Origin of the sequence: Sphingomonas jinjuensis, from assembly GCF_014197105.1 — a bacterium.
Taxonomy (GTDB): domain Bacteria; phylum Pseudomonadota; class Alphaproteobacteria; order Sphingomonadales; family Sphingomonadaceae; genus Sphingomonas; species Sphingomonas jinjuensis.
Map to the genome: position 1 here is coordinate 128,686 of NZ_JACIEV010000008.1, position 24,047 is coordinate 152,732.

Annotated in this window: 28 protein-coding genes; 12 read left to right on the top strand and 16 right to left on the bottom strand. The window is 68.4% G+C overall.

Annotation, left to right across the window (positions count from 1 at the left end; all coding sequences use genetic code 11):
• Window positions 1-3: 3 nt before the first annotated feature.
• The 4 genes from queA to GGQ80_RS13885 all read right to left on the bottom strand — a co-directional run bounded on the left by queA (window position 4) and on the right by GGQ80_RS13885 (window position 3,313).
• Window positions 4-1,032 (bottom strand): tRNA preQ1(34) S-adenosylmethionine ribosyltransferase-isomerase QueA, encoded by a 1,029-nt coding sequence (queA, locus tag GGQ80_RS13870; protein WP_183985836.1) that lies wholly within the window; start codon window positions 1,030-1,032, stop codon window positions 4-6.
• Complete coding sequence (locus GGQ80_RS13875; RefSeq protein ID WP_183985838.1) at window positions 1,029-1,727, bottom strand: peptidylprolyl isomerase; 699 nt, start codon at window positions 1,725-1,727, stop codon at window positions 1,029-1,031. Before GGQ80_RS13875 ends, queA begins: the two co-directional genes overlap by 4 nt.
• Window positions 1,728-2,009: 282 nt before the next feature.
• Window positions 2,010-2,753 carry a glutaminyl-peptide cyclotransferase gene (locus tag GGQ80_RS13880; protein WP_425506059.1) on the bottom strand — a complete coding sequence of 248 codons (744 nt, stop codon included), beginning with the start codon at window positions 2,751-2,753 and terminating at the stop codon, window positions 2,010-2,012.
• Window positions 2,750-3,313: a helix-turn-helix domain-containing protein gene (locus GGQ80_RS13885; protein WP_183985840.1), complete on the bottom strand. Its 564-nt coding sequence runs from the start codon at window positions 3,311-3,313 to the stop codon at window positions 2,750-2,752. The genes GGQ80_RS13880 and GGQ80_RS13885 overlap by 4 nt, the downstream gene beginning before the upstream one ends.
• Before the next feature lie 92 nt (window positions 3,314-3,405).
• Between GGQ80_RS13885 and GGQ80_RS13890 the strand changes: the two genes are divergently transcribed.
• The 3 genes from GGQ80_RS13890 to GGQ80_RS13900 all read left to right on the top strand — a co-directional run bounded on the left by GGQ80_RS13890 (window position 3,406) and on the right by GGQ80_RS13900 (window position 5,236).
• Entirely contained in the window at window positions 3,406-3,840 is a 435-nt protein-coding gene (locus GGQ80_RS13890) for a DUF6456 domain-containing protein (RefSeq protein ID WP_183985842.1), read from the top strand.
• Between the two features lie 72 nt (window positions 3,841-3,912).
• Window positions 3,913-4,860: a diaminopimelate epimerase gene (gene dapF / locus GGQ80_RS13895; RefSeq protein ID WP_183985844.1), complete on the top strand. Its 948-nt coding sequence runs from the start codon at window positions 3,913-3,915 to the stop codon at window positions 4,858-4,860.
• A 94-nt stretch (window positions 4,861-4,954) separates the two neighbouring features.
• Entirely contained in the window at window positions 4,955-5,236 is a 282-nt protein-coding gene (locus GGQ80_RS13900) for a hypothetical protein (protein ID WP_183985846.1), read from the top strand.
• A gap of 45 nt (window positions 5,237-5,281) precedes the next feature.
• Here the strand turns inward: GGQ80_RS13900 and GGQ80_RS13905 are convergent, their stop codons facing one another.
• The gene (locus tag GGQ80_RS13905) at window positions 5,282-6,466 is read right to left on the bottom strand and encodes a hypothetical protein (RefSeq protein WP_183985848.1); all 1,185 of its coding nucleotides are present in this window, start codon (window positions 6,464-6,466) and stop codon (window positions 5,282-5,284) included.
• Between the two features lie 355 nt (window positions 6,467-6,821).
• Here GGQ80_RS13905 and GGQ80_RS13910 point away from each other — a divergent pair, with 355 nt between their 5' ends.
• From GGQ80_RS13910 to GGQ80_RS13935, 6 genes are all read left to right on the top strand, one after another.
• Window positions 6,822-7,232, top strand: a complete 411-nt coding sequence (locus GGQ80_RS13910; protein WP_183985850.1) for a hypothetical protein — start codon at window positions 6,822-6,824, stop codon at window positions 7,230-7,232.
• On the top strand, window positions 7,229-8,569 hold the full coding sequence (locus tag GGQ80_RS13915; protein WP_183985852.1) for a terminase large subunit domain-containing protein: 1,341 nt from the start codon (window positions 7,229-7,231) through the stop codon (window positions 8,567-8,569). The genes GGQ80_RS13910 and GGQ80_RS13915 overlap by 4 nt, the downstream gene beginning before the upstream one ends.
• 153 nt (window positions 8,570-8,722) lie before the next feature.
• The gene (locus GGQ80_RS13920; RefSeq protein ID WP_183985854.1) at window positions 8,723-9,019 is read left to right on the top strand and encodes a hypothetical protein; all 297 of its coding nucleotides are present in this window, start codon (window positions 8,723-8,725) and stop codon (window positions 9,017-9,019) included.
• Window positions 9,020-9,039: 20 nt separating this feature from the next.
• Window positions 9,040-9,372, top strand: a complete 333-nt coding sequence (locus GGQ80_RS13925) for a DUF2793 domain-containing protein (RefSeq protein ID WP_343051060.1) — start codon at window positions 9,040-9,042, stop codon at window positions 9,370-9,372.
• A 120-nt stretch (window positions 9,373-9,492) separates the two neighbouring features.
• Window positions 9,493-10,617 (top strand): OmpA family protein, encoded by a 1,125-nt coding sequence (locus tag GGQ80_RS13930; RefSeq protein ID WP_183985856.1) that lies wholly within the window; start codon window positions 9,493-9,495, stop codon window positions 10,615-10,617.
• 505 nt (window positions 10,618-11,122) lie between these two features.
• Complete coding sequence (locus GGQ80_RS13935) at window positions 11,123-12,424, top strand: UDP-glucose dehydrogenase family protein (protein WP_183985858.1); 1,302 nt, start codon at window positions 11,123-11,125, stop codon at window positions 12,422-12,424.
• A 4-nt stretch (window positions 12,425-12,428) separates the two neighbouring features.
• Here GGQ80_RS13935 and ygfZ read toward each other — a convergent pair whose 3' ends face one another.
• The gene (gene ygfZ / locus GGQ80_RS13940) at window positions 12,429-13,148 is read right to left on the bottom strand and encodes a CAF17-like 4Fe-4S cluster assembly/insertion protein YgfZ (RefSeq protein WP_183985860.1); all 720 of its coding nucleotides are present in this window, start codon (window positions 13,146-13,148) and stop codon (window positions 12,429-12,431) included.
• A gap of 45 nt (window positions 13,149-13,193) precedes the next feature.
• Here ygfZ and GGQ80_RS13945 point away from each other — a divergent pair, with 45 nt between their 5' ends.
• On the top strand, window positions 13,194-14,516 hold the full coding sequence (locus GGQ80_RS13945; protein ID WP_183985861.1) for a dihydroorotase: 1,323 nt from the start codon (window positions 13,194-13,196) through the stop codon (window positions 14,514-14,516).
• Window positions 14,517-14,548: 32 nt separating this feature from the next.
• A complete protein-coding gene (locus tag GGQ80_RS13950) occupies window positions 14,549-15,646 on the top strand; it encodes an ATP phosphoribosyltransferase regulatory subunit (protein ID WP_183985863.1) in 1,098 nt (365 codons plus the stop codon).
• 62 nt (window positions 15,647-15,708) lie between these two features.
• On the opposite strand, the gene GGQ80_RS13955 is transcribed toward GGQ80_RS13950, so the two are convergent.
• A complete protein-coding gene (locus GGQ80_RS13955; protein WP_183985865.1) occupies window positions 15,709-16,059 on the bottom strand; it encodes a hypothetical protein in 351 nt (116 codons plus the stop codon).
• A 185-nt stretch (window positions 16,060-16,244) separates the two neighbouring features.
• On the opposite strand from GGQ80_RS13955, the gene GGQ80_RS13960 reads away from it, so the two are divergent.
• Window positions 16,245-17,534 (top strand): adenylosuccinate synthase, encoded by a 1,290-nt coding sequence (locus tag GGQ80_RS13960; protein WP_183985867.1) that lies wholly within the window; start codon window positions 16,245-16,247, stop codon window positions 17,532-17,534.
• 41 nt (window positions 17,535-17,575) lie between these two features.
• Here GGQ80_RS13960 and GGQ80_RS13965 read toward each other — a convergent pair whose 3' ends face one another.
• The 9 genes from GGQ80_RS13965 to GGQ80_RS14005 all read right to left on the bottom strand — a co-directional run bounded on the left by GGQ80_RS13965 (window position 17,576) and on the right by GGQ80_RS14005 (window position 24,045).
• Window positions 17,576-17,884, bottom strand: coding sequence for a hypothetical protein (locus GGQ80_RS13965; protein ID WP_183985869.1), 309 nt, complete (start codon window positions 17,882-17,884; stop codon window positions 17,576-17,578).
• Between the two features lie 229 nt (window positions 17,885-18,113).
• Entirely contained in the window at window positions 18,114-18,593 is a 480-nt protein-coding gene (locus tag GGQ80_RS13970; protein WP_183985871.1) for a hypothetical protein, read from the bottom strand.
• Between the two features lie 76 nt (window positions 18,594-18,669).
• A complete protein-coding gene (gene aroC, locus GGQ80_RS13975; RefSeq protein WP_183985873.1) occupies window positions 18,670-19,737 on the bottom strand; it encodes a chorismate synthase in 1,068 nt (355 codons plus the stop codon).
• Window positions 19,734-20,162, bottom strand: a complete 429-nt coding sequence (locus GGQ80_RS13980) for an endonuclease domain-containing protein (protein ID WP_183985875.1) — start codon at window positions 20,160-20,162, stop codon at window positions 19,734-19,736. The genes aroC and GGQ80_RS13980 overlap by 4 nt, the downstream gene beginning before the upstream one ends.
• Window positions 20,163-20,228: 66 nt before the next feature.
• Window positions 20,229-21,020: an enoyl-ACP reductase FabI gene (fabI, locus tag GGQ80_RS13985; protein WP_183986037.1), complete on the bottom strand. Its 792-nt coding sequence runs from the start codon at window positions 21,018-21,020 to the stop codon at window positions 20,229-20,231.
• A 25-nt stretch (window positions 21,021-21,045) separates the two neighbouring features.
• The gene (locus GGQ80_RS13990; RefSeq protein WP_183986039.1) at window positions 21,046-21,918 is read right to left on the bottom strand and encodes a YihY/virulence factor BrkB family protein; all 873 of its coding nucleotides are present in this window, start codon (window positions 21,916-21,918) and stop codon (window positions 21,046-21,048) included.
• An 88-nt stretch (window positions 21,919-22,006) separates the two neighbouring features.
• Window positions 22,007-22,939, bottom strand: coding sequence for a DnaJ C-terminal domain-containing protein (locus GGQ80_RS13995; RefSeq protein ID WP_183985877.1), 933 nt, complete (start codon window positions 22,937-22,939; stop codon window positions 22,007-22,009).
• A 66-nt stretch (window positions 22,940-23,005) separates the two neighbouring features.
• Window positions 23,006-23,377 (bottom strand): hypothetical protein, encoded by a 372-nt coding sequence (locus GGQ80_RS14000; RefSeq protein WP_183985879.1) that lies wholly within the window; start codon window positions 23,375-23,377, stop codon window positions 23,006-23,008.
• On the bottom strand, window positions 23,374-24,045 hold the full coding sequence (locus GGQ80_RS14005) for a GAF domain-containing protein (RefSeq protein ID WP_183985881.1): 672 nt from the start codon (window positions 24,043-24,045) through the stop codon (window positions 23,374-23,376). The genes GGQ80_RS14000 and GGQ80_RS14005 overlap by 4 nt, the downstream gene beginning before the upstream one ends.
• Window positions 24,046-24,047 lie beyond the last annotated feature (2 nt).

Here is a 24,047-nt window from a genome sequence, read left to right on the forward strand (position 1 = left end):
GGCTTACGGCAGGAGCAGCGACGAGTCGCCGTAGGAGTAGAAGCGGTAGCCGTTCTTTATCGCATGGGCATAGGCGGCCTGCATGCGCTCGGTGCCCATCAGCGCCGAGACCAGCATGAACAGTGTCGAGCGGGGCAGGTGGAAGTTGGTCATCAGGCCGTCGATGCCGCGAAAGCGGTAACCCGGGGTGATGAAGATCGACGTGTCGCCGTCGAACGGGCGGACGACGCCGTCCTCGCCGGTGGCGCTTTCGATCAGGCGGAGCGAGGTCGTGCCGACGGCGATGATCCGGCCGCCGGCTGCGCGGACGGCGTTGAGACGGTCGGCGGTGGCGGCGTCGATGCGGCCCCATTCGGCGTGCATGCGATGATCGTCGGTGTCGTCGGCCTTGACCGGCAGGAAGGTGCCGGCCCCGACGTGGAGCGTCAGCGTGGTGTGCGCGATGCCCGCCTGCGCCAGCGCGGCGATCAGCGACGGGGTGAAGTGGAGCGCGGCGGTGGGCGCGGCGACGGCGCCGGGCTCGGCGGCGAACATCGTCTGGTAATCTTCGGCGTCCTGCGCGTCGGTGGGGCGCTTGCCGGCGATATAGGGGGGCAGCGGCATGTGACCGGCGCGGTCGAGGAGCAGCTCGACGGGCTCGTCGCCGGCGAAGTCGAGCGCCCAGCTGCCGTCGTCGCCGCGGGTCGACGCGGTGGCGGTGACGCCGGGGCCGAAATCGATGACGTCGCCGTCGTGCACGCGCTTGGCGTTGCGGACGAAGGCGCGCCAACGGCGCGGCCCTTCGCGCTTGTGCAGCGTCGCCCCGATCGAGGCGTCACCGCGGCGGCCCTCGAGCTGGGCAGGGATGACGCGGGTGTCGTTGAAGACGAGGATGTCGCCTTGGCGAAGCTCCCCCGGCAGCTCGCGGACGTGCGCGTCGCGCAGGTCGCCGTCACCGGGGACGACGAGCATCCGCGCCGCATCGCGCGGCACCGCGGGGCGCAGCGCGATACGGTCGGTCGGCAGGTCGAAGTCGAAGAGGTCGACCTTCACTTCGCGGGTGCGTTCGCCCGCTTCGGCACCGCCTTGCCCGCAGGCTTGCCGGTGCCGGGCAGCGTCACCGGCGCGCCGAGCGATACCGGCGCAGGCGCGGGCAGGTTGGCGTAGGCCGGGGGATTGTCGGCCGCGATATAGGCGTGGACGATCCGGGTCGGGTTCGACGGCGGCTCGCCGCGCTCGATCGCGTCGACATATTGCATGCCGTCGATGACGCGGCCGAAGACGGTGTATTTCTTGTCGAGCTGGAGACGCGGCTGGAAGACGATGAAAAATTGCGAATTGGCGCTGTCCTCGGCATCGGCGCGGGCGGCCGAGACGGCGCCGCGGACGTGGGGCAGATAGCCGAATTCGGCCTTCACATTGGGCAAGGTCGAGCCGCCGGTGCCATCGCCCTTGGGATCGCCGCCCTGCGCCATGAAGCCGTCGATCACGCGGTGGAAGGAAAGGCCGTCGTAGAAATGCTGGCGGGTCAGCGTCTTGACGCGCTCCACCATCAGCGGGGCGACATCGGGGCGAAGCCAGATCGTCACCCGGCCACCGGTCGACAGGTCGAGCAGCCAGAGATTCTCCTTGTCGGTAACCGACGGCACCGGCTTGCGGCCGGCGACATTGGCCTCGATCACCTGGGCGGTCGCCGGCAGCGCGAGGAAGCACGCGGCAAGCGCGACAAAACGGGCAAGAAAACGCATCGGAACCCCAAGCTAGACCGGAACGGCGCCGCTTAGAGCAATTCGCCGCTTGCGCCAAACTGAATGGAGGGGGGGCATCGGTTTGGCATCGCGGGCGGCGGGCACCGTGGCGAGAGATGCTGGAAACGAGTTCAGCATGACGACGAGGGTCAGGCGATCGCTGCCCAACACCCGTCATCCCGGGCTTGACCCGGGATCCAACGTGCGGCGGGCGGCTCGATCCGCGATCGGCTGAGCCGTTTGCGGCGCCGTGGATCCCGGCTCGAGGCCGGGATGACGGGGTCAGTGAGGCAAAGCGATCTGGTAGAGCGTCGGCCAGTCCTTGCCGGTGACGTAGAGCCGCTTGAGCCGGCGGTCGTAGGCGATGCCGTTGGGGACCGAGTCGCGATCGGTGGCACCGACCTCGGCGACGAGCGCCGACAGGTCGATCCAGCCCTTCACCTTGCCCGTCGCGGGATCGATGCGCGCGATGCGTGGGGTCATCCAGACATTGGCGAGGATCTCGCCGTTCACATATTCGAGTTCGTTGAGCATCGGCAGCGGCTGGCCGTCGGCGGTAACGGTGAGGCGATGCGTGACCGTCAGCTTTACCGGATCGAGGAAGCGAAGCGTCGGGGTGCCGTCGGACAGGATGATCGAGCGACCGTCCTCGGTCATCGCCCAGCCTTCGCCGGCGTAGCGCCAGCCGCCGACGCGCTTCAGATCGGGCATCGTCCAGCGGAAGCCCTGGCCGCCGTGCCAGGTGACGCTGAGCAGCTGGCCCTTCCAGGCGACGATGCCTTCGCCAAACAGATTGTTCGGTATGGGGGCGCTGGCGAGGACGCGGCCGGTCTTGAGGTCGACGCGGCGGACCGAGGAATCGCGACCGGTGCTTTCGTAGAGCGTGCCGTTGTCGATCAGCAGCCCTTCGGTGAAGGCGCTGCGATCATGCGGCAGGCGGGCGAGGACGCGACCGCGATCGGCCGGGATCTGGGCGGTTGCCGGACCGGCGAGGAGCAGCGCGGCGAGGAGGAGGCGGGCGATCACAGCGCGCGGACCAGGCGGGCGGCGCGGGCGATCCAGGCGGGATCGGCGACGACCTGCTGGCGGGCGCCGGCACCGAGCGGCAACAGCTGGAGCTTGCCGTCCTCTCGCCCGATCAGGCGCGCGAAGAGGAAACGGCCGCCGGGGCGGGGGACGAGGACGTCGCGGTTCATGGCGCGAGCATAGTCCGGCGGCGCGAGCCTGTCGCACCAGATTTCGTCACCGGCGCGGTAGTCGCCGACGCCGCCGGTGACGGTGATCGCGACCTGATCGGGATTGGGGGTCGGCGGCGTTACGGTGGCGGTGCGCGACAGGGCGTGGGCGCCCGCTGCGTCGAGGGTCGCCGCGACGGGCAGGGTGTCGCGATCGGGCAGCGTCACGAGATCGCTGGCGGTGACGCCGAGCGCGGCGGCGATTCGGTTGAGCCAGGCGACCGAGACGGTGCGGGTGCCCATCTCGAGGCGGCCGATCGTCTGCGCGGTGGTCGGCGGGACGCAGGCGCGGGCGACGTCGTCGAGCGTCATGCCCTTCGCGCGGCGCACTTCGCGGATCGCGGTAATCATTTCAACCCTCCACCAACCAGATCGGTTTTTTCGCTTTCCTACAACTATGACGCTGAGGCAAATGATTTCGCGAATCGGGGATGGGAGCGGCGATGCAGGAGTTGGTGGAGCGGACGATCGGCCAGGCGCGGCGGGTGACGGTGAACCTGCGCGAATCGCCGCTGGGCTGGCTGCGCGCGCGCGGCATGGTCGACGCGCGCCAGTTCGAGGCGGGCGAGCGGCTGCGCGGCGATTACGAGACGGCGTCGCTGGGGCCGAGCGTGACGATGCGCTGGGACCGGATGCGCGTCGACGGCGGTGGCGGTGACGGGCTGGACCCGACGACGGCGCAGATCGCGGCGAAGCGCCGGTTCGACGAGGCGGTGGGCGCGGTAGGCCGCGGGCTGAACGACGTGTTGTGGCGGGTGGTGTGCGCGAACGAGGCGCTGCCGTCGGCGGAGAAGGCGATGGGCTGGCCCGCGCGCAGCGGGCGGCTGGTGCTGACGCTGGCGCTCGATCGGTTGGGGGACCATTATCGGTTGGCCTGAGACGCGGGCGATCCTGAAACGAGTTCAGGATGACGGTGGGGTGCGATAGGGCGATCGCCCGAGGAGACGGTGATGCGGTTCGGAATCGTGAAGTGCCATGGGTCGGGAAACGATTTTCCGATGATCGACGCGCGCGAGATCGAGCTGTCGGCGGTGGAATGGGCGACGGTGGCGCGGGCGCTGGCGGATCGTCGGGGTGCGGTGGGCGGCGACGGGCTGCTGCTACTGGGTAAGTCATTGAGATCGTGCGACTTTTCGATGGCGATGTTTAATTCGGACGGGTCGGAGGCCGAGACGTGCCTGAACGGCCTGCGCTGCGTGGCGCGGATGGGGTTCGAGGCGCTGGGGATCGACCAGGCGCGGGTGGCGCTGAAGACGTCGGAGGCGCTGGTCGAACGCGTGCCCGAGCTGGCGCCGGGCGTGTACAGCGTGCTGGAGACGGCGGGGCCGGCGAGCCTGGACGTCGCCGCCTGGCCGATGGTGGGCGAGGCGGCGCCGCTGGTCGAGCGGGCGATCCCGCGACTGCCGGGCGAGCGGCGCTTTACCGCGGTGGCGATGCCCAATCCGCATCTGGTGGCGTTCGTCGAGGCGGTCGACGAGGACGAGCTGGTGCGCGTCGGCGAGGTATGCGAGGCGGCGCCCGACTGGCTGCCCAACCGCGCCAACGTGAGCTTCGTTGAGGTGCGCGGGAACGCGCTGTTCGTGCGGACGTTCGAGCGCGGCGTCGGGCTGACCGACAGCTGCGGCAGCGCGATGGCGGCGTCGACCTATGCGGCGTGCCTGACCGGCCGGATCGGCTGGGATCGCGAAACGGTGGTGCTGAACCGCGGCGGCATGGTGCGGGCGCGCGCCGGCGAGGATGCGATGGTCAGCATTGCGGGCAACGCGACCTATGAATGGACGGGCAGCGTCACGGTCGACCTGGGCAGCGGCACCGCGGGCGACCTGGTGATCGAGGCATGGCGCAACGACGAGATCGCGGCCTGGGGCGCGGTGGCGGACGAGGCGGCGTGGGGCTGAACGGCCCAAGGTTGCCTCCTGGTCGGTTCGCCGATCGATCGGGAGCCAAAGCGAGGGTCCGCCCGTTGAGTGCGCAATCCCAGAAGGTTGCGCGATGGACGAGCAGTCGAGACGCGAGGAAGACGAGTTGGCGGCACGGCAGGACGGCCGGCTGTATCCGCTCGGCCGCGCGTTGCGGGCGACCTATGACGCGGAAAACCACAACACGCTGGGGATGGACGTCACCGGATTGATGCTGGACCTGGCGCGGGTGCCGTACGAGCGAGACGAGGGGCGGCGCGGGGACGCCGTGGAGCCGACTGTCGCGCCGCAGCAAATGGCGCGTGGATCGTCGCCGGGCTGGTTCGAGCGGTTTCGGGGGTTGCTGGGGCGGTAGCTTTCAGGCGGGCGCGAGATCAGGGTTGCCCGATCGTCATGGCGGTCAGGGGGCGTCCTGGGTCGCGAAGCGGCTTTTGGTTTTTGGGACCATCAGCATCGGGGCCCACTTGCCTCCGGTGAGGAGAACCTGATCGAGCGGCACGGCATCGGCGGGCGCGTCGGCAGCGAAGGCCTGGACGAGGCGGCGGCCGGCGGTGGGGATCAGCCTGGCAGGAACGGGTGTGGGCTTGCCGCCGAGCGTGGCGAGCCAGGTGGGGCGGCCGTAGCGATAGGCGCGGCGGGGATGGATGACCTGGAGGTCGACGTCGCCGGGCTTGTAGCCGAGGACGAGCGGCTGGTTGCCGGTGAAGAAGACGGTTGGTTCGCGAATGCGGGCGGCGGCGGCGTCGTAGGCTGGGCGATTATGAGGGTAGCGATCGGTGACGGTGGTCTGCTCGATTGTCAGCGGGTCGACGCCGGTGAGGCGCTTGATCCGCGCCGCCACGGCGTCACCTCGTCCCGGCCTCGCCGATTCCTGGATGTGCCCGTGGCCGACATACAGCAGCAGCTTGGCGCCGGGATCGGTGGCGAAGATCTGGCGCATTAGATTGTCGGCGGCCGCGCGTTCGCGCTGGTCCCAGGTCGGCAGCGGCGGGTCATAGCCGACGGGGCGATAGCCCATCGCCATCGCTTCACGCAGAAATCCGGCGAACACCGGATCACGCGTGTAATAGCCGGTGCCGAGCCGCGCGAAGCCGTCGTGCCCGAGCGCTGCCGCCTGATCCATCGTGATCGCTTCGGCGGCGAGGGTAGTATAGCCGAGCGGGCGGAGGGCGCGGGCGATTTGCAGCGCGAAGGCGCGGTCGCGAGGGCTGACATGCGCCTCGTTGAGGATGACGATGCGCGTGGCGCGCGCGCGGCGGACGATTTCCGCGAGGGCGGGTCGCGGCGTGGCGCTGGCTATGGCGGTCCGCCAGCTCGTATCGGGCGCAGAATCGTCGTTGCGGTCGTAAAAGTCGAGCGGCAGCTCATTGATCATGAACGGCGTGATCTGCGCCCAATATTGGAAGGCGATGTCGTCGGTCATCTTGCCGGCCGAGTCGATGGCGGCGGCACGGAATGTGTCGGCGGCGGCGAGATACTGGCCGGCAGCAGCAAGCTTCATGCCCGTGGCTTCCCAGCCGGCGGGGGCGGTTTGTGCCGACAGCGCGCCGGCGGCGACCAGGGCGGCGGTGAGTTTTCGGTACATGCGGGGTCCCCTTGCAACATGGGTTGCATGTCGGGGGGTGGGGTTCAAGGCGGCTGTGTCGCCTGGAGACAGCCCCTCCACCAGCCTTCGGCTGGCGCCCCCCACGACGTGGGGAGGACTAATAGGAACCAAATTGGTACAAAGCCCTTGACATCGTCACGCTGTTTCGGTACATAACAGGAACGCTGAAGAATTGCGAGTCGGGCCGGGCGGTTCGGGGCCTTGAGGCTCCGGTCGCGCCGGCCCGTCGTCATGTGGGGGAGACGCGATGACGACGAGCAGGAACGGCACGATCATCGATGCGGATCGACGGTCTGCCAAAACGAGGAAGGGTTGGGTCCGTTGGACGGGACGGATGAAGAAGGAATTTCTCGATCACTTGGCGGCCACCTGCAACGTGAGGGGGGCTGCGGCGGCGATCGGGGTCGACCCGGTTTCGGTGTACGCGCTGCGCCGCCGCGACGAGGCCTTCTACCTGGCATGGGAAGATGCCGTGGTCGCCGGTTACCAGATGCTGGAAACGCAGTTGATCGGCCATTGCCTGGCCGGCGGTGGCACGACGATCGAGAATGGCGCGGACTGTTACGGCCCGATCGACAAGGACACGGCGCTGCGGCTGCTGACTTCGCATCGCGCCGGACGTGACAAGGTAATCCGAGGTGGTCCGCGCCCGCAGGTCGCGCGGCCCGACGATACCGATGCGGCGATCCTGAAGAAGCTCAAGGCGCTGGCGGCCAAGAGTGCCGCCGACGAGACCGGCTCGTGAGCGGCGCCGACGAGCGCAGCGGCGCAGAGGACCTGATCGGCGCCCTGGCCCGGCTGAGCGAGGCCGATCGTATCGACGTCATCAAAAGCCTGTCGCGCGACCAGCGGTGTGAGTTGAACGAGCGCTGGCGTGGTGGCTGGGCGCATCGCGGTCAATGGCTCGACCACGACGACTGGCGGGTGTGGGTGATCATGGCGGGGCGCGGTTTCGGCAAGACCCGAGCCGGGGCCGAATGGGTCAGCGAGCTGGCGCGTTCGAGCCCCGACGCGCAGATCGCGCTGGTCGGGGCGACCCAAGCGGATGTGCGGCAGGTGATGATCGAGGGGCCGAGTGGGCTGATCGCCGTCGCGCGGGTGGGCGAACAGGTCCGCTATTGCGCCAACACGCGAACGGTTCGCTTTTCGTCGGGAGCCAGGGCCTACGCCTACGCCGCGGAAACGCCCGAACAGTTGCGGGGGCCCGAGCATCACGCCGCCTGGTGCGATGAGCTGGCCAAATGGCGGCGGCCGGCGACGTGGGACAATCTGTTGATGGGGCTCCGCGCCGGCGATCGCCCGCGCGTCGTGGTCACGACGACACCGCGCCCGACCGCGTTGATGCGACGCGTGTTGAAGGAACCGGGCCTCGTCGTGACGCATGGGCGCACCGACGAGAACGGGCATCTGCCTGCGGCCTTCATCGATGCGATGACGGCGACCTACGGCGACACGCGGCTCGGCCGGCAGGAACTGGCGGGCGAGATGATCGAGGATGTCGAGGGTGCACTGTGGACGCGCGACATGATCGAGTCGTGCCGGGTCGCCGAGGCGCCGGTGCTGGTGCGGGTGGTGGTGGGTGTCGATCCGGCGGTCGGCGGCGGCGGAGAGGGGGGCGGCGGCGACCTGTGCGGGATCGTCGCGGTGGGGATCGACGACGAGGGCGTCGGCCATGTGCTGGAGGATGCGAGCGTCGGCGGGTCGCCCGATACGTGGGTCGGCGCGGTGACGCGCTGCGCGGCGCGGCATCGCGCGGACCGGGTGGTGGCGGAGGGCAACAACGGCGGCGCGCTGGTGACGTCGGCGCTGCTGGCGGGGGATGCGGAATTGCCGCTGACATTGGTCCACGCCTCGCGAGGGAAGGTGGCGCGGGCGGAGCCGGTGGCGCTGCTCTACGAACGTGGCCGGGTGAAGCATGTCGGCGCGTTCGCCGCGCTGGAGGACGAGCTGTGCGGGCTGGTGTCGGGCGGGCGCTATGCCGGGCCGGGGCGGTCGCCCGATCGGGCGGACGCGCTGGTGTGGGCGGTGACCGCGCTGATGCTGGGGAAGTCGATGGGGGCTTCGGTGCGGGTTTTGGGCTGAGCTTCAATCTTCCCTTGAGAGAGGGAGGGAGGCGCGTAGCGCCGGAAGGGTGAGGGCAGGTTGGGGCGGTTGCCGTCCTCACCCTTCCCACGATGCTGCGCATCGCGGGCCCCTTCCCTCTCCCAAGGGGAGAGGGAGATAAGGAGATTTATCATGAAGCTGTTTCGACGGGCTGCGCGCGAGGGCGTGCGGCCGGCTTTGGCGCGGGTGGCGGGGTCGGTCGCGCTGGGCGGATGGGCGACGAGTTACGAGGCGCAGCTGCGCGAGGCGTATCTGGGCAATGCGGTGGCGCAGCGGGCGGTGAAGCTGGTCGCGGAGAGCGTCGCGGGGGCGCCGATCGCGGCGTCGGATCCGGCGCTGCTGGCGCTGGTGACGGCGCGGAGCGGCGGGCAGGCGCTGGTCGAGACGGTGGCGGCACAGCTGCTGCTCCACGGCAGGCGCTGGCGCTGATCGACCTGGCGATCCAGCCGGTGGTCGAGGCGCTGGGCGTCGACGATCCGCCGGTCGCGCCGGTGATCGGGCAATGCTGGATCGTGGGAACGGCCCCGGTCGGTGCCTGGCTGGGACGGGCAAAGGCGATCGCCGGATGGACGGCGGGCGGCTGGCGTTTCCAGGGGCCGCGCGGTGGGATGACGGCGCTGCGGGCCGTCGACGGCGCGCTGCTCCGCTACGACGGGGCGGCATGGCGCGTTCCGCCGGTCGTGACGCCGCCGAGCGGTGGTGCCATGATCGATCTAGAAGCGCGCAACCTGTTGCAATCGCTCATAGAAATATTGCGTGGCGCTGGCCTGGCACGGAGCTGACTCTGGCTGTGCATGTGGCAGATGGGCAACACCGACCGGTTTTTGTCAGCTTGCACGGAAACCAAGCCCACTATAGTGAGTTTGCGCTGTCCGTAGTGACAACCAAGAAAGGGGATTTCTATGCGGAAGATTGCCATCATGATGGCACTCGCGTCCACCGCCCTTGCTTCGCCGGCTCTCGCCCGCGACAAGTCGTGGTACGTCGGTGTCGAAGGCGGCGCGATGATCGTCGAGGATATCGACTATGACATCGGTGCCATTGCCAACGCCGGCAGTGTCGATCACGACTATGGCTATGACGTCGACGGCGTTATCGGCTACGATTTCGGCGGTTTCCGCGTCGAGACTGAAGTTGGCTATCGCACGGCCACGATCGACGGCTATTCGTCGACCACCACCACGCCGCGCTACAACTCGGCTGGCACGCTGATCACCGGTACCCCGGCCGGCGTGTACAACAACGCTGGCGGCCGTAGCTCGGCGCTCAGCTTCATGCTGAACGGCCTGCTGGACTTCGGTCCGGACGACGGCATTCAGGGCTTCGTCGGCGGCGGTGTCGGCGTTGCACGCGTCAAGACGCGCATCGGCCTGAACGTCAACGGCAACTTCCTCGACGACTCGGACACTGTGTTCGCGTGGCAGGGCCTTGCCGGTGTTCGTGCGCCGTTGAGCGATCGCATCGACGTGTCGGTCAAGTACCGCTTCTTCAACGCCGACAAGCTGAAGTTCGTCGACGTGACGAACCGCACCTTCGACGGCCGTTTCCGTTCGCACAGCATCCTGGGCGGCATCACCTACAACTTCGCGGAGCCGGCCCCGCCGCCCCCGCCGCCGCCGCCGCCCCCGCCGCCCCCGCCGCCTCCGCCGCCGCCTCCGGTTGCCGAGCCTGCGGTCTGCTCGCCGGGTCCGTTCATCGTGTTCTTCGAGTGGGACAAGTCGGACATCACCCCGGAGGCCGCGTCGATCCTCGACAACGCCGTCACTCAGTACCAGAGCTGCGGCAACGCGCAGGTCATGGTCGCTGGCTTCACCGACACCTCGGGTACGGCGAAGTACAACGTTGGCCTGTCGCAGCGTCGCGCCGACGCCGCCAAGGCTTACCTGACGTCGAAGGCGATCCCGGACGGGTCGATTTCGACCGAAGCGTTCGGCGAAACCCGCCTGCGCGTCCAGACTGCGGACGGCGTGCGCGAGGTCCAGAACCGTCGCGTCGAGATCACCTACGGGCCGGGCTCGGGTCAGTAAGACCCAAGCTCACTCTAGGGTGGACGAAAGATCGGGAGGTCGGCGAAAGCCGGCCTCCCTTTCTTTTTGTGGCTCGCGCTTGGATGCTGGGCGGTGGCGGTTCGCGCTAAGGCGCGGAAGAGTATGGTTCACGCGAAGGCGCGAAGACGCGAAGAAGAAGGAAAAGAAGGTTGGTTCGCGCGGAGGCGCGGAGGAGAGAGGGCGCCCTTGCTCGAGCGATTTACGCGCTCACCATGTTCCCCGTTCGGTACGTTCGGTGCGTCCGGTACCTCTGGGGCGTCGCTCGGGATCGCACCGTCGCCCCAGAGCCGACGAAATCTCCGCGCCTCCGCGTGAACCAACCCTCTTCGCGCCTTCGCGTCTTCGCGCGAACCGCCCTCCTTTGCGCCATCCTGGGCGTCGCACGAGCAGCCCGAACCCGGCGATAACCGAGGCTGGCATCGTCGCGCTGATCGGCTAATGACCCTCGCAACACGGGAGCGATCCCACCGCTATTGAGGCAGCCATGCGCATTACGATGATCGGCTCGGGCTATGTCGGGCTCGTATCGGGGGCCTGTTTCTCCGACTTCGGCCACGATGTGATCTGTGTCGACAAGGATGCCGGCAAGATCGAGGCGCTCGAGGCGGGGCGGATGCCCATTTACGAGCCGGGGCTCGAGCAGCTGGTGGCGGCCAATGTCGCGGCCGGGCGACTGACCTTCTCGACCGACCTCGCCGCCTCGGTGGCGGGCACCGATGCGGTGTTCATCGCAGTCGGCACCCCGTCGCGCCGCGGCGACGGGCATGCGGACCTGAGCTATGTCTTCGCGGCGACCGAGGAGATCGCGGCGGCGGCGACCGGGCCGACCGTGGTCGTTACCAAGTCGACGGTGCCGGTGGGGACGGGCGACCGGGTCGAGGCGATCCTGCGCGAAAAGCGCCCCGACCTCGACATGCCGGTGGTCAGCAATCCCGAGTTCCTGCGCGAGGGCGCGGCGATCGGCGATTTCAAGCGGCCCGACCGGATCGTCATCGGCACCGACGACGAGCGCGCGCGCGGGGTGATGCGCGCGGTGTACCGACCCCTGTATCTCGGCGAGAGCCCGATCGTCTTCACCGGCCGGCGGACGTCGGAGCTGATCAAATATGCGGCGAACGCCTTCCTGGCGACCAAGATCACCTTCATCAACGAGATCGCCGACCTGTGCGAGGCGGTGGGCGCCGACGTGAAGGACGTCAGCCGAGGAATTGGGCTCGACAATCGCATCGGCAAGAAGTTTCTCCACGCCGGGCCCGGCTATGGTGGATCTTGCTTCCCCAAGGATACGCTGGCGCTGCTGAAGACGGCGGAAGATTTTGAGACGCCGATGCAGATCGTCGAGGCGGTCGTGAAGGTGAACGACAGCCGCAAGCGCGCGATGGGGCGCAAGGTGCTCCACGCCCTGGGCGACGACGCGAAGGGCAAGACAGTGGCGCTGCTGGGGCTGACGTTCAAGCCCAACACCGACGACATGCGCGATGCGCCCTCGATCGCGATCGCACAGGCACTGGACGATGCCGGCGTGGCGGTGCGTGCCTATGACCCCGAGGGGATGGCGGCGGCAAAGGCGCTGATGCCGGCGCTGACCTATTGCCGTGACGCCTATGAGGCGGCGACGGGGGCGGATGCGGTGGTGATCGTGACCGAGTGGGACGCGTTCCGCGCGCTCGACTTCGCCCGGCTGAAGGGCGTGATGGCAGCGCCGGTGATGGTCGACCTGCGCAATGTCTATGCGCGTGATGGGGTCGAGGGAGCGGGTTTCTCCTATACCGCGGTGGGGCGGTAACGCGCTAGAGAGCCTCCGCCAGCCAGGCGGGAATGATTGCGTCGCCTAGCGCCTCGACCCGGCGGTGTTCGACCATCAGGCCGAGATCGGGATAGGTCGCTCGGGTTCGATCGCCCGGGTCGGCGAGCGGGGCGACGACGAGGCGGCGATTGACCTTGCTGCGGTGATGCATGCGGGCGGTGTTCTCCTGGCCGACGTAGCAGCCCTTGCTGAAGTCGACGCCGCCTAGTTCGCGCGCGTTGCATTCGAGCCACAGGGTCTCGCCATTGCCGAGTTCGCCGATGCCCTCGGTCACCCCGAGCGACAGGCGATGCGCCAGCCAGCAGGTCGCGGGGGCAGCGGCGTCGGCAAGCCAGCGATGGCCCAGGCCAGGTAGGCGCGGATCGGGAACGCCGCGATCGGATGTGCGCGACCAATGGACTGCGACGTCGACCGGCTCGATCGTGATCGCCCGGCGTAGGCGGTACATGGCGAGGCGGCGGGCGAGCGCCTCGGCCTGTGACGCCTCGGCATCGATCAGAACGGCATCGTCGTCGGCCCACAGGATGAAATCGAACAGCGCCTTGCCCTGCGGGGTGAGCAGGCCGGTCCAGACCGGCGCCTCGGGCGTCAGGCGTACCGTGTCGCTGGTGACGAGGCCCTGAAGGAAGCCGCGCACGTCGTCGCCCGTCAGGCGCAGGACGGCGCGATCGGCGAGCATCGTTCCCGGGGTGGTATCGGTCATGCCGGGGAGATAGGAGGCGACAGCGCAGCGCGAAAGGACAGATGCATGGCGATCGACCTCAAGCTCACCGGCGGGACGGTGCATTTGCCGAGCGGTCCGGTCGCGACCGACGTCGGGATCAGCGGCGGCAGGATCGTCGCGATCGGCGATGTCGGCGATGCGGGGCGGACGATCGACTGTACCGGTCTCGACGTGCTGCCCGGCGTGATCGACACCCAGGTCCACTTCCGCGAGCCCGGCATGGTCCACAAGGAGGACCTGGAGAGCGGCAGCCGCGCGGCGGTGATGGGCGGCGTCACCGCGGTGTTCGAGATGCCGAACACCAAGCCCAATACCGACAGCGCCGAAGCGATAGAGGACAAGCTGACCCGCGCGCGTCACCGGATGTGGTGCGACCACGCCTTCTACGTCGGCGCGACGACGCACAATGCGGCAAGCCTCGCCGAGCTGGAGAAGTTGCCGGGTACGGCTGGCGTCAAGATCTTCATGGGCGCGTCGACGGGCGACCTGCTGGTGAGCGACGACGCGGTGCTGGCGCAGGTGCTGGCATCGGGGCATCGCCGTGTCGCCATCCATGCCGAGGACGAGCCGCGGATGCAGGCGCGCCAGGGCGAGCGAGTCCCCGGCGATGCGTCGTCGCATCCGGTGTGGCGCGACGATGAGAGCGCGATCCTGGCGACGCGGCGCATCCTGGCGCTGGCGCGCGCGGCGCGGCGGCGGATCCATGTGCTCCACGTCACGACGCCGGCGGAGCTGGAACTGCTCGGCCAGAACAAGGACATCGCGACGTGCGAGGTGACACCGCAGCATCTGACGCTGGCGGGTGAGGAGGCCTATCCGCGGCTGGGCACGCTAGCGCAGATGAACCCGCCGATCCGGTCGGGCGCGCATCGCGATGGGCTGTGGCACTGGCTGCGGCAGGGCGTGCCTGACGTGATCGGGTCGGATCACGCGCCGCACACGCTGGAGGAAAAGGCCAAGCCCTATCCCGACAGCCCGAGCGGGATGCCGGGCGTGCAGACGCTGCTGCCGCTGTTGCTCGACCATGTCGCGAACGGACGGCTGACGATGCCGCGGCTGATCGACCTGACGAGTGCGGGGGCGCAGCGCATCTTCGGCATCGTCGGCAAGGGGCGGATCGCGGTCGGCTATGATGCCGATTTCAGCATCGTCGACCTGAAGGCGCGGTGGACGGTGGATGACAGCTGGATGCAGTCGCGGTCGAACTGGTCGCCCTTCACGGGCATGACGCTGACCGGCCAGCCGGTGGGCACGATCGTGCGCGGATCGGTGGCGATGTGGGACGGCGAGCTGGGCGAGGCGGCGACGGGCGAGCCGGTACGGTTCGAGAGCGTGCTGTACGGGTGACGACGGGGGCGGCACGCGCTAACGACGCCGCCATGACCGCTCTGCTGCCCGAAGGCTTTCACGATCGCCTGCCGCCGTTCGCCGATGCCGCCGCCGCCGTCGAGGCGCGCGTGCTCGAGGCGGCGCGGCGGCACGGCTATGAACGGGCGGACCCGCCGCTGGTCGAGTTCGCCGCGGCGCTGGGATCGCGGCTGAAAGACGGCGCGCTGACCGATGCGGTGCGCTTCATCGATCCGATCAGCCAGGCGACGCTGGCGATCCGGCCCGACCTGACCGCGCAGATCGCGCGGATCGCGGCGACACGGATGGGGCACCATCCCCGCCCGGTGCGCCTGTCGTATGCCGGATCGGTGCTTCGGCTGCGCGGGTCGCAACTGGCGCCGGCGCGCGAGTGGCGGCAGATCGGCTGCGAGTTGATCGGGCTCGATACCGTGGCAGCGGCACGTGAGCTGGTCGGGGTCGCGGTCGAGGCAATCGGCGCGGCGGGCGCGAGCGGCGTGTCGGTCGACTTCACACTGCCCGACGTCGTCGACCAGCTGTCGACGGTGCTGCCGGTCGAGCCGGAGCGGGTGGAGACGTTGCGCGACCGGCTCGACGCCAAGGATGCGAGCGCGGTGGCGGAGATCGCGCCGGCCTATCTGCCGCTGATCGAGGCGGCGGGGCCGTTCGTGCCGGCGCTGGCGCGGCTGCGGGCGTTCGACACGCGAGGCGCGCTGACCGGCCGGCTCGATGGGCTGGCGGCGATCGCCGAGACGCTGGACGGCGTGACGCTGACGCTCGATCCGACCGAGCGGCATGGCTTCGAATATCAGTCGTGGCTGGGCTTCTCGCTGTTCGTCGCGGGCGCGCCGCGCGAAGCCGGGCGGGGCGGCACCTATACCGTCGTTCATGAGGATGGTCGCGAAGAGGCGGCGGTCGGCTTCTCACTGTTCGCCGACGCGCTGATCGCGGGTGCGCCGCGGCCCGAGCGGACGCGGCTGTTCCTGCCGATCGGAACGCCGGCCGCAGACGGGCTACGGCTACGCGCCGAGGGCTGGGTGACGGTCGCGGCGCTAGAGGCGGACGATACGCCCGAAGCGCAGCTGTGTACGCACCGCTGGACGGGGCAGGCGGTGGAGGCGGTCGCCTGAACGATAGCCGGCACCGCCGTTGGACGCGGCGCCGGCTATCGGTCGCTCAAGCTGCGGAGCAGTTAGCGCTGCGCTTCGCGTTCGCGGATCAGTTCCCACCGAACCTTGCGCTCGAGCGAGGCGATCGTCGCGGCGGCCGCGCCATCGGGCATCTGCGCCAGCTGGGCGCGTAATTCCGGATAGCGGTTCAGCACCATCTCGGCGCGTTGCGCGCGCTGGCGGATCGTCGTTGGCGTGTCGTCGGACCGAAGCAAAGGAAAGGCGAACGGCGAGATCGCAGGCTCATTGCGATACTGGCCCCCATTGAACGGCGCGGCGAGGCCGAACGCCGTTTCGACCGAGCGAGGCGTTACCTGGGTCTGCGCCGATGCGCCTGTCGCCAGCGCCGCCAGTCCGAGCACCATCCATTTCATCGCCAGTCTCCTTTCCATCGTAAACTGCGCGCAATGGCGTCTGGTTGCAACCTGCATCAAAGGACGCGGTTGACCCAGCCGCCGCCCGCCGCTACCCGCGCCACCGCATCTAGGGCACCGCCTGCGCACCGAGTCCCGTCGAAGGGCGCGTGGGTCGATTTCGGCGGGGGAAGGTGCATATCCAAATGGCCAATGTCGCAGTGATCGGCGCTCAATGGGGCGACGAGGGCAAGGGCAAGATCGTCGACTGGCTGGCCGAGCGCGCCGATATGGTCGTGCGGTTCCAGGGCGGTCACAACGCCGGCCATACGCTGGTGGTCGGCGACCAGACCTACAAGCTGTCGCTGCTGCCGTCGGGTATCGTACGGGGCACGCCATCGGTGATCGGCAATGGCGTCGTCCTCGATCCTTGGGCGCTGAAGGCGGAGATCGAACGGCTGGCGGCGCAAGGCGTGGTGGCGACCCCCGACACGTTGCGGATCGCCGACACCTGCCCGCTGATACTGCCGTTCCACCGCGATCTCGACGGCCTGCGCGAAGATGCCTCGGGCGCGGGCAAGATCGGAACGACGCGGCGCGGCATTGGCCCCGCCTATGAGGACAAGGTCGGTCGGCGGGCGATCCGCGTCTGCGACCTGGCGCACCTCGGCGATCTGGAGCCGCAGCTCGACCGGCTCCTGGCGCACCATGACGCGCTGCGGGCGGGCTTCGGCCAGCCGCCGGTGGATCGCGCGGCGCTGGTCGCCGAGCTGGAAGAGATCGCGGGTTTCGTCCTGCCGTTCGCCAAGCCGGTGTGGCGCGACCTGGCGGAGGCACGGTCACACGGACGGCGCATCCTGTTCGAAGGCGCGCAGGGCGTGCTGCTCGATATCGATCATGGCACCTATCCGTTCGTGACCTCGTCGAACACCGTCGCTGGTCAGGCGGCGGCGGGATCGGGGATCGGGCCGGCCGGCGTCGGCTTCGTGCTGGGTATCGCGAAGGCCTATACGACACGGGTCGGGTCGGGACCGTTTCCGACCGAGCTGCACGACGAGGTCGGCGAGCGGCTGGGCCAGCGGGGGCATGAGTTCGGCACGGTGACCGGGCGCAAGCGGCGCTGCGGCTGGTTCGATTCGGTACTGGTGCGCCAGTCGGCGGCGGTGGGTGGCATCACCGGCATCGCGCTAACCAAGATCGACGTGCTCGACGGCTTCGACGAGGTTGCGATCTGTACCGGATATCGGTTGCGCGGCGAGGAGATCGATTATTTCCCGGCCCATGCGGCGGACCAGGCGGCGGTCGAGCCGATCTACGAGACGATGCCGGGTTGGGACCAGTCGACCGCGGGCGCGCGCAGCTGGGCCGACCTGCCGGCGCAGGCGATCAAATATATCCGCCGGATCGAGGAGCTGATCCACTGTCCGGTGGCGCTGGTGTCGACCAGCCCCGAGCGCGCGGACACGATCCTGGTGCGCGACCCCTTCGCCGACTGAGCCGCAACGAAAAGGGGCGGCCGCAGGCCGCCCCTTTTCGTTCAGCGCTTCTTCTTGCGCTTGCCCTGTTCGGGCGGTGTCGCCTGATCGGCGCTCGTGTCGGTCGGCGTCGCCGTCGTGGCGTCGGGTGACGTCATCGGCGTGGTCGCCGTACCGGCCGGGGGTGCCGACATCGGATCGGCGGTCGTCGAAGACGGCGGCGTCGGTGCGGTCGTCGTCGAATCAGGATAGGCGGGCTGAGTGGTCGACCCCGGCGGCGTGGTCTGTTGGGTGGACTGCGGCGCGGTCTGTGCGGATGCCGCGCCGGACAGGCCGATGATGGCCGCACTAGCGAGAATGATCGTCTTCATTGTATTTCTCCCAAAGGAACAGGGAGGCAATGCTCGGGTCCACTAAAGTGATCCAATGATGAACTTCGTCGTATCGGCTCTCTCGACCGTATCACCGGCAAATGAGCCAAAATGTCGATGAGCCGATCCGCCCGTCATGATGGCGGAATTCTATGCCGGTCGGGCGTGGTCATGAAAAGGCCCGACGCTGGTGAGGCGCCGGGCCATTTCGTCAGGCTGATCTATGCGTTCAGCGCGGCGACATCGAGCCGGTCGACGTCGTGCTGCCGGTCATGCCGCTGGTCGTCGTCGTGCTGGTCGTCGGCGGCAGCGTGCTGGTGGTGCCGGCACCCATCGTGCCGGTTCCCATCGTACCGGCACCCATCGTACCGGCGCCGATCGTGCCCGCGCTGCCGTTCATGCCGCTGCCCATCGTACCCATGCTGCCCGAGCCCATCGTGCTCGTGCTGCCTGTGCCCGTCACCGTGCCGCGGCGACGCTGTGCCTCACGCGTGGAGGCGTTGCCCCGGCGCGTCGAGCTGCTCGCGCCGCTCAGCGTCGACGAGCGGGTCTGGGTGCTCAGCGTCGAGTCCATCGTCGACGAACCGGTGCCCATCGTGCCGGTGGTACCCATCGTTCCCATCGAACCGGCGGTGCCGCCGGTCGTCTGGGCGAAGGCGGCTGCGGGCAACAGCAGGGCGCCCGCGGCGATCATCATGATTCCACGCATCTATTCTCTCCTATCGCAGTATCGACAGGACGCTTCGCGCGTGGGGAAGGTTCCTTTTGGCGTCAGCCCCGTACGGTCAGCCGCATTGCGCGCGGTGGAGCATCATCTGGTCGGCGAGGACCAGCGCCATCATCGCTTCGACGACGGGGACACCGCGGATGCCGACGCAGGGATCGTGACGCCCCTTCGTCGCGATGTCGGTGGCGGCGCCATCGCGATCGATCGTTGCGACCGGCGTCAGGATCGAGCTGGTCGGCTTGAAGGCGACGCGCAGGCGGATCGGCTGGCCGGTCGATATGCCACCGGCGATGCCGCCGGCATGGTTGGCGAGGAAGGTCGGGCCGCCATCACCCGGGCGCATCGGATCGGCATTCGCCTCGCCGCTCAACGCCGCCGCCGCAAAGCCGTCGCCGATCTCGATGCCCTTCACCGCGTTGATCGACATCATCGCCGCGGCCAGATCGCTGTCGAGCTTGGCATAGAGCGGCGCACCCCAGCCGGCCGGCACGCCCGTCGCCTCGCACGCGACGACGGCGCCCAGCGACGAGCCTGCCTTGCGCGCGGCATCGACCGCGCCTTCCCATCGCCGGGCGGCCTCAGCGTCCGGGCAGAAGAACGCGTTGTCGTCGATCGCGGCATCGTCGAAGCGGGCTGCATCGATCGCATCGCCGCCGATCGCCTCGACCCAGCCGCGGATGCGTACCCCCGGTATCACGAGCCGTGCCACGGCACCGGCGGCGACCCGCGACGCCGTCTCGCGCGCGGATGAACGCCCGCCGCCGCGATAGTCGCGAAAGCCGTATTTGGCGTCATAGGCATAGTCGGCATGGCCGGGGCGATAGGCCTTGGCGACCTCGGAATAATCCTTCGACCGCTGGTCGACGTTCTCGATCATCAGGCTGATCGGCGTGCCCGTGGTCCGACCGTCGAACACGCCGGACAGGATGCGCACCGCATCGGGTTCGCGCCGCTGCGTCGTGAAGCGCGAGGTGCCGGGCCGGCGCTTGTCGAGCCAGGGCTGGATATCCTCCTCGGCCAGAGCGATCCCCGGTGGGCACCCGTCGACGACCGCGCCGATCGCCGGCCCATGGCTCTCACCCCAGGTGGAAAAGCGCAGCACGCGCCCGAAACTATTGTAGCTCATGCTTCCTCTCCCCGGCGGGGGAGAGGAAGGGGCCCGCTCGGCGCAGTCGAGTGGGAAGGTGAGGGGGCTAGTGCTGCTGCCAATGCTGACGCAACGCCATCCAAATTCCCAATAACCTCGGCGTTGGTGAAGCGCATGACTCGGTAGCCTTCCTGAATGATGTAAGCGGTTCGCCTGGCATCATGCGCCTCGCCATCGGGCAGACTGTGCGTGTCGCCGTCTATCTCGACGATCAGTTTGGCATGATGGCAGGCGAAATCGGCGACATAGGGACCGAAGCGTTGCTGGCGTCGGAACTTACAGCCGGCTATTCCCCGGTTGCGGACGATGGACCAGAAATGCGCTTCCGCGGGCGTCGACTCTCGACGCAATCGCCGGGCTCTCTCGATCGATCCGTCGTCTTGCCGGAACCTTTTTTCCGTCATCGCCCCTCACCTTCCCACCGCCTGCGGCGGCGGGCCCCTTCCCCTCCCCCAAGGGGAGAGGAGCCATCACGCCAGCGCGATGTCGGGGGCGTCCTCTCCCTTCATGCCGATGACGTTGTAGCCGGCGTCGACATGGTGGATCTCGCCGGTCACGCCCGATGCCAGGTTGCTGAGCAGGTAGAGCCCGGCGCCGCCGACCTCGTCGATCGTCACGGTGCGGCGGAGCGGGCTGTTCAGCTCGTTCCACTTCAGGATGTAGTTGAAGTCGCCGATCCCGCGCGCCGCCAGCGTCTGGATGGGGCCGGCGGAGATCGCGTTGACGCGGATATTCTCGGGACCCAGGTCGACCGCGAGATACTTCACGCTCGTCTCCAACGCCGCCTTGGCGACGCCCATGACGTTGTAATGCGGGATGACCTTTTCCGCGCCGTAATAGGTCAGCGTCAGGATCGAGCCGCCGTCGGGCATCATCCTGCGCGCGCGCTGCGTCACCGCGACCAGGCTGTAGGCCGAGATGTTCATCGTCATCAGGAAATTGTCGAGCGTCGTGTCGTAATAGCGACCGCGCAACTGCGACTTGTCGGAAAAGCCGATCGCGTGGACGACGAAGTCGATCGTCGGCCATTCTTCGGCTAGGGCGGCGAACGTCGCATCGAGTGCGTCCATGTCGCCGACGTCGCAGTCGAACAGCCGCGCCACGCCAAGCTGTTCGGCAAGCGGGCGTACCCGCTTCTCCATCGCCGCACCCTGGTACGAGAAGGCGAGTTCGGCCCCGGCCTCGCTCAGCTGCTTCGCAATCCCCCAGGCAAGCGACTTGTCATTGGCGAGCCCCATGATCAGCCCGCGTTTTCCCGCCATCAACCCGTTCACGCCGCCTTACCCTTTACGCGGTTGCCGTATCGGCTGCGTGTAGCTCGTGTTCGGGCGGTTCCGCCAGCCCCGCGTTGAGATGAGCGCCGAAGACCAGGCCGAGACCGATCAGATAGAAGAACAACAGCATGACGACGACACCGGCCAGGCTGCCATACGTCATGTCATAGCCGCCGAGCTGGCCAAGCACCCAGGGTAGGCCGGCGGTCATGCTGATCCACCACAGCGCGGTGAACAGCGCGCCTGGCCAGATCCGCGATGCGCTACGGCGGTACTTCAGCGGCGTGACGGTGTAGAAGAGGGCGTATAGCGCGCCGAACATCACGACGCCGGGGATCAACCGTGACAGCCCGATCCAGCCGGCAACGTTCTGCGCGAACGGCAGTAGCCGATACACGAATTCCTGGGCGGCCACGAGCAGGCCCTGGACCAGGAACGACACCAGCGCGAGCACGACCGACGCGACGATGGCGAGGCTGAGGCCCAGCCGCGCGCGCCAGATCGGTGCCGTCGCGCGGGTGCCATAGGCGCGGCGGAAGATCTCGCGGATCGTCTCTACGAAGCTGCCGACGGTCCACAGCCCGACGAGCGCGCCAAGCCACAGCAGCGCCCCCGTCCGCGCCGCTAGCACGTCGCTGATCGGCTTGCGCAGCAGCGATCCGACGTCCGGCGGCAGGACGTGGAGGAAGCTTTCCACGGTGCGCTGCATTTCGTCGCTTTGGCCCAGGATCGACAGCACCGCCGCGGCGACGATGAAGAAGGGGAACACCGTCATCAGCGCGAGATAAGCGAGGTTTCCCGCGTAGATGAAGCCTTCGTTGTAGACGCCGATACTTGCCCGCTTCAGCACCTCGAAGGCATAGGAGCCGGGGCGCACCTTCGCCATCTGGCGGTCGAGACGCGCACGCGCGGCACCATGATGCTTTCCCCGGTCCTCGGGGGTCAGGCTGATGATTCCCTCGCTCACTGAGGCTTCAGACGCCCAGCGCGGCGCGCGGGTTCCCCGGTTGCTGCCAATCCTCGACGAAGCGGCGCAGCGCCTCGTCGTCCTTGGGCAGTTCGATCATCACCGTGACGAGCTGGTCGCCGCGACCGCCGCCCTTCTTGTGAAAGCCCTTGCCCTTCAGCCGCAACGTCTTGCCCGAACTGGTGCCGGGCGAAATCGTCAGCATGACGGGGTTCTCGACGGTCGGCGTGCGCACCTTGCCGCCCAGCACCGCCTCGTTCAGCGTGATCGGCAGGTCAAGGCGGACGTCGTCGCCGTCGCGGGTGAAGAAGCGGTGCGGCTCGACCTCGATCTCGACGGTGGCGTCGCCGGGGCCGCCGGGGCCCTGTTCGCCCTTGCCGGCGAGGCGCATCTGCGTTCCCGTCTCGACGCCCGCGGGCAGCTTCAGGTCGACCGCCTTGCCCTCGGGCAGGGTGATGCGCTGGGGCGCCAGCGTCGCCGCATCGACGAAGGGCACGCGGAGCCGATAGTTGACGTTGGCGCCGCGCGGCGGCGGCGAACGCCGGCCAAAACCGCTGGAAAAGCCGCCGCCGCCGCGCGCGCCGCCGAACAGGCCTTCGAAGATATCGGACATGTCGGCGCCTTCGCCGCCGAACTCGAACCCCTGCGAGCGGAAGCCGCCGCCCGGCGCGCCGCCGCCGCGAGGACCGCCCCCACCATAGCCGAACGGCGAGGCCGGGTTGCCGTCGCCATCGATCTCGCCGCGGTCGAACCGCGCGCGCTTGTCCTTGTCGGTCAGCAGGTCATAGGCGGACGTCACCTGGCTGAACCGTTCGGCAGCCTTGGGATTGTCCTTGTTGCGGTCGGGATGCAGCTCCTTGGCGAGCTTGCGATACGCCTTCTTGATGTCGGCCTCGGACGCGCCGCGCGCGACGCCCAGAGTCTGATATGGATCGGCCATCGATTCCCCGTCGGTGCATTATCGCGCTATGTGGGGCGGATCGGCGCGACGTGCAATCGGTTGGGTTCAGCCGAACGTCGCGACCGTATCGATGGCGTTGCGAATACGCTCCAAACCGCGGTCGGTTATATCGAGCGTGCCGCTGCGCCCGTCCTTGCCGAGCATCACCAGCCCGTCGTCCTCCAGCGCCATGATCCACCGCCAGGTGACGTTGGGCGACGGCCCCAGCCGGGCGATCGCATCGCCGGCGCCCAGCGCGGTGCCGGTTTCGTGGGCGATGAAAAGTTCCAGCAGCAGCTCGAGCGACGTGTTGGCCATGAAATGATTGCCGAGCGCTCGCGCCAGGCTTTGCTGTGCGGCAAGCAGGCCGCGCGCGACCGCCAGCCGGTCGGTCGACGGTAGCGAGGACGAGGTGCTGGTAAAGAGGTGGGGGGTCATTTCTCGTGCTCCCGATCACGCAGGTCGGCAACGAGGGCGACCACCGTTTCGAGCTGCGCGAGCGCGGATGAGGCGCCGACCTGGGTCAGGGCAGCAGCCGCCTGGTCGAGCAGCATCGCCGATCGATCGATCCATTGCTGGTTCGTGGGGGCGGCGTCGGCACCATGCTCCTCCATCAGGTCGCGCCGCATTTCGAGTGCCGCGACCGCGCGTCGGGCAAGCGCGTCGAGCGCCTCGATCTCTTCGCTGCTCATCTGCTCGCGCGCCTCGATGTCGAGGACGCACAAGGTGCCGAGGCGTGAGCCGTCGCGCACTGTTAAGGGAACACCGGCATAGAAACGGATGCCGCCTTCGCACTTGACGTTGGTGAAGTCGGCGAAGCGTTCATCGCGGCTCGCATCGGGCAAGACGAGAGGATCGTCGTCGCGGATCGCGACCGCGCAAATCGATCGCTCGATCGGATCGCCGTCGTGATCGATACCGATCCGCGCCTTGAACCATTGTCGATCGCCCGCGACCATGGTCAGCGTTGACATTGGGGAGCCGGTCAACAGTGCGGCTTCGCGCACCAATTGATCGAATACGGTCTCCGGCGGCGTGTCGAGCACCCGATATTCGTCGAGCGCCTTCAGTCGCGTGGTCTCGTCATCGCCAATGCGATCGCTCATCC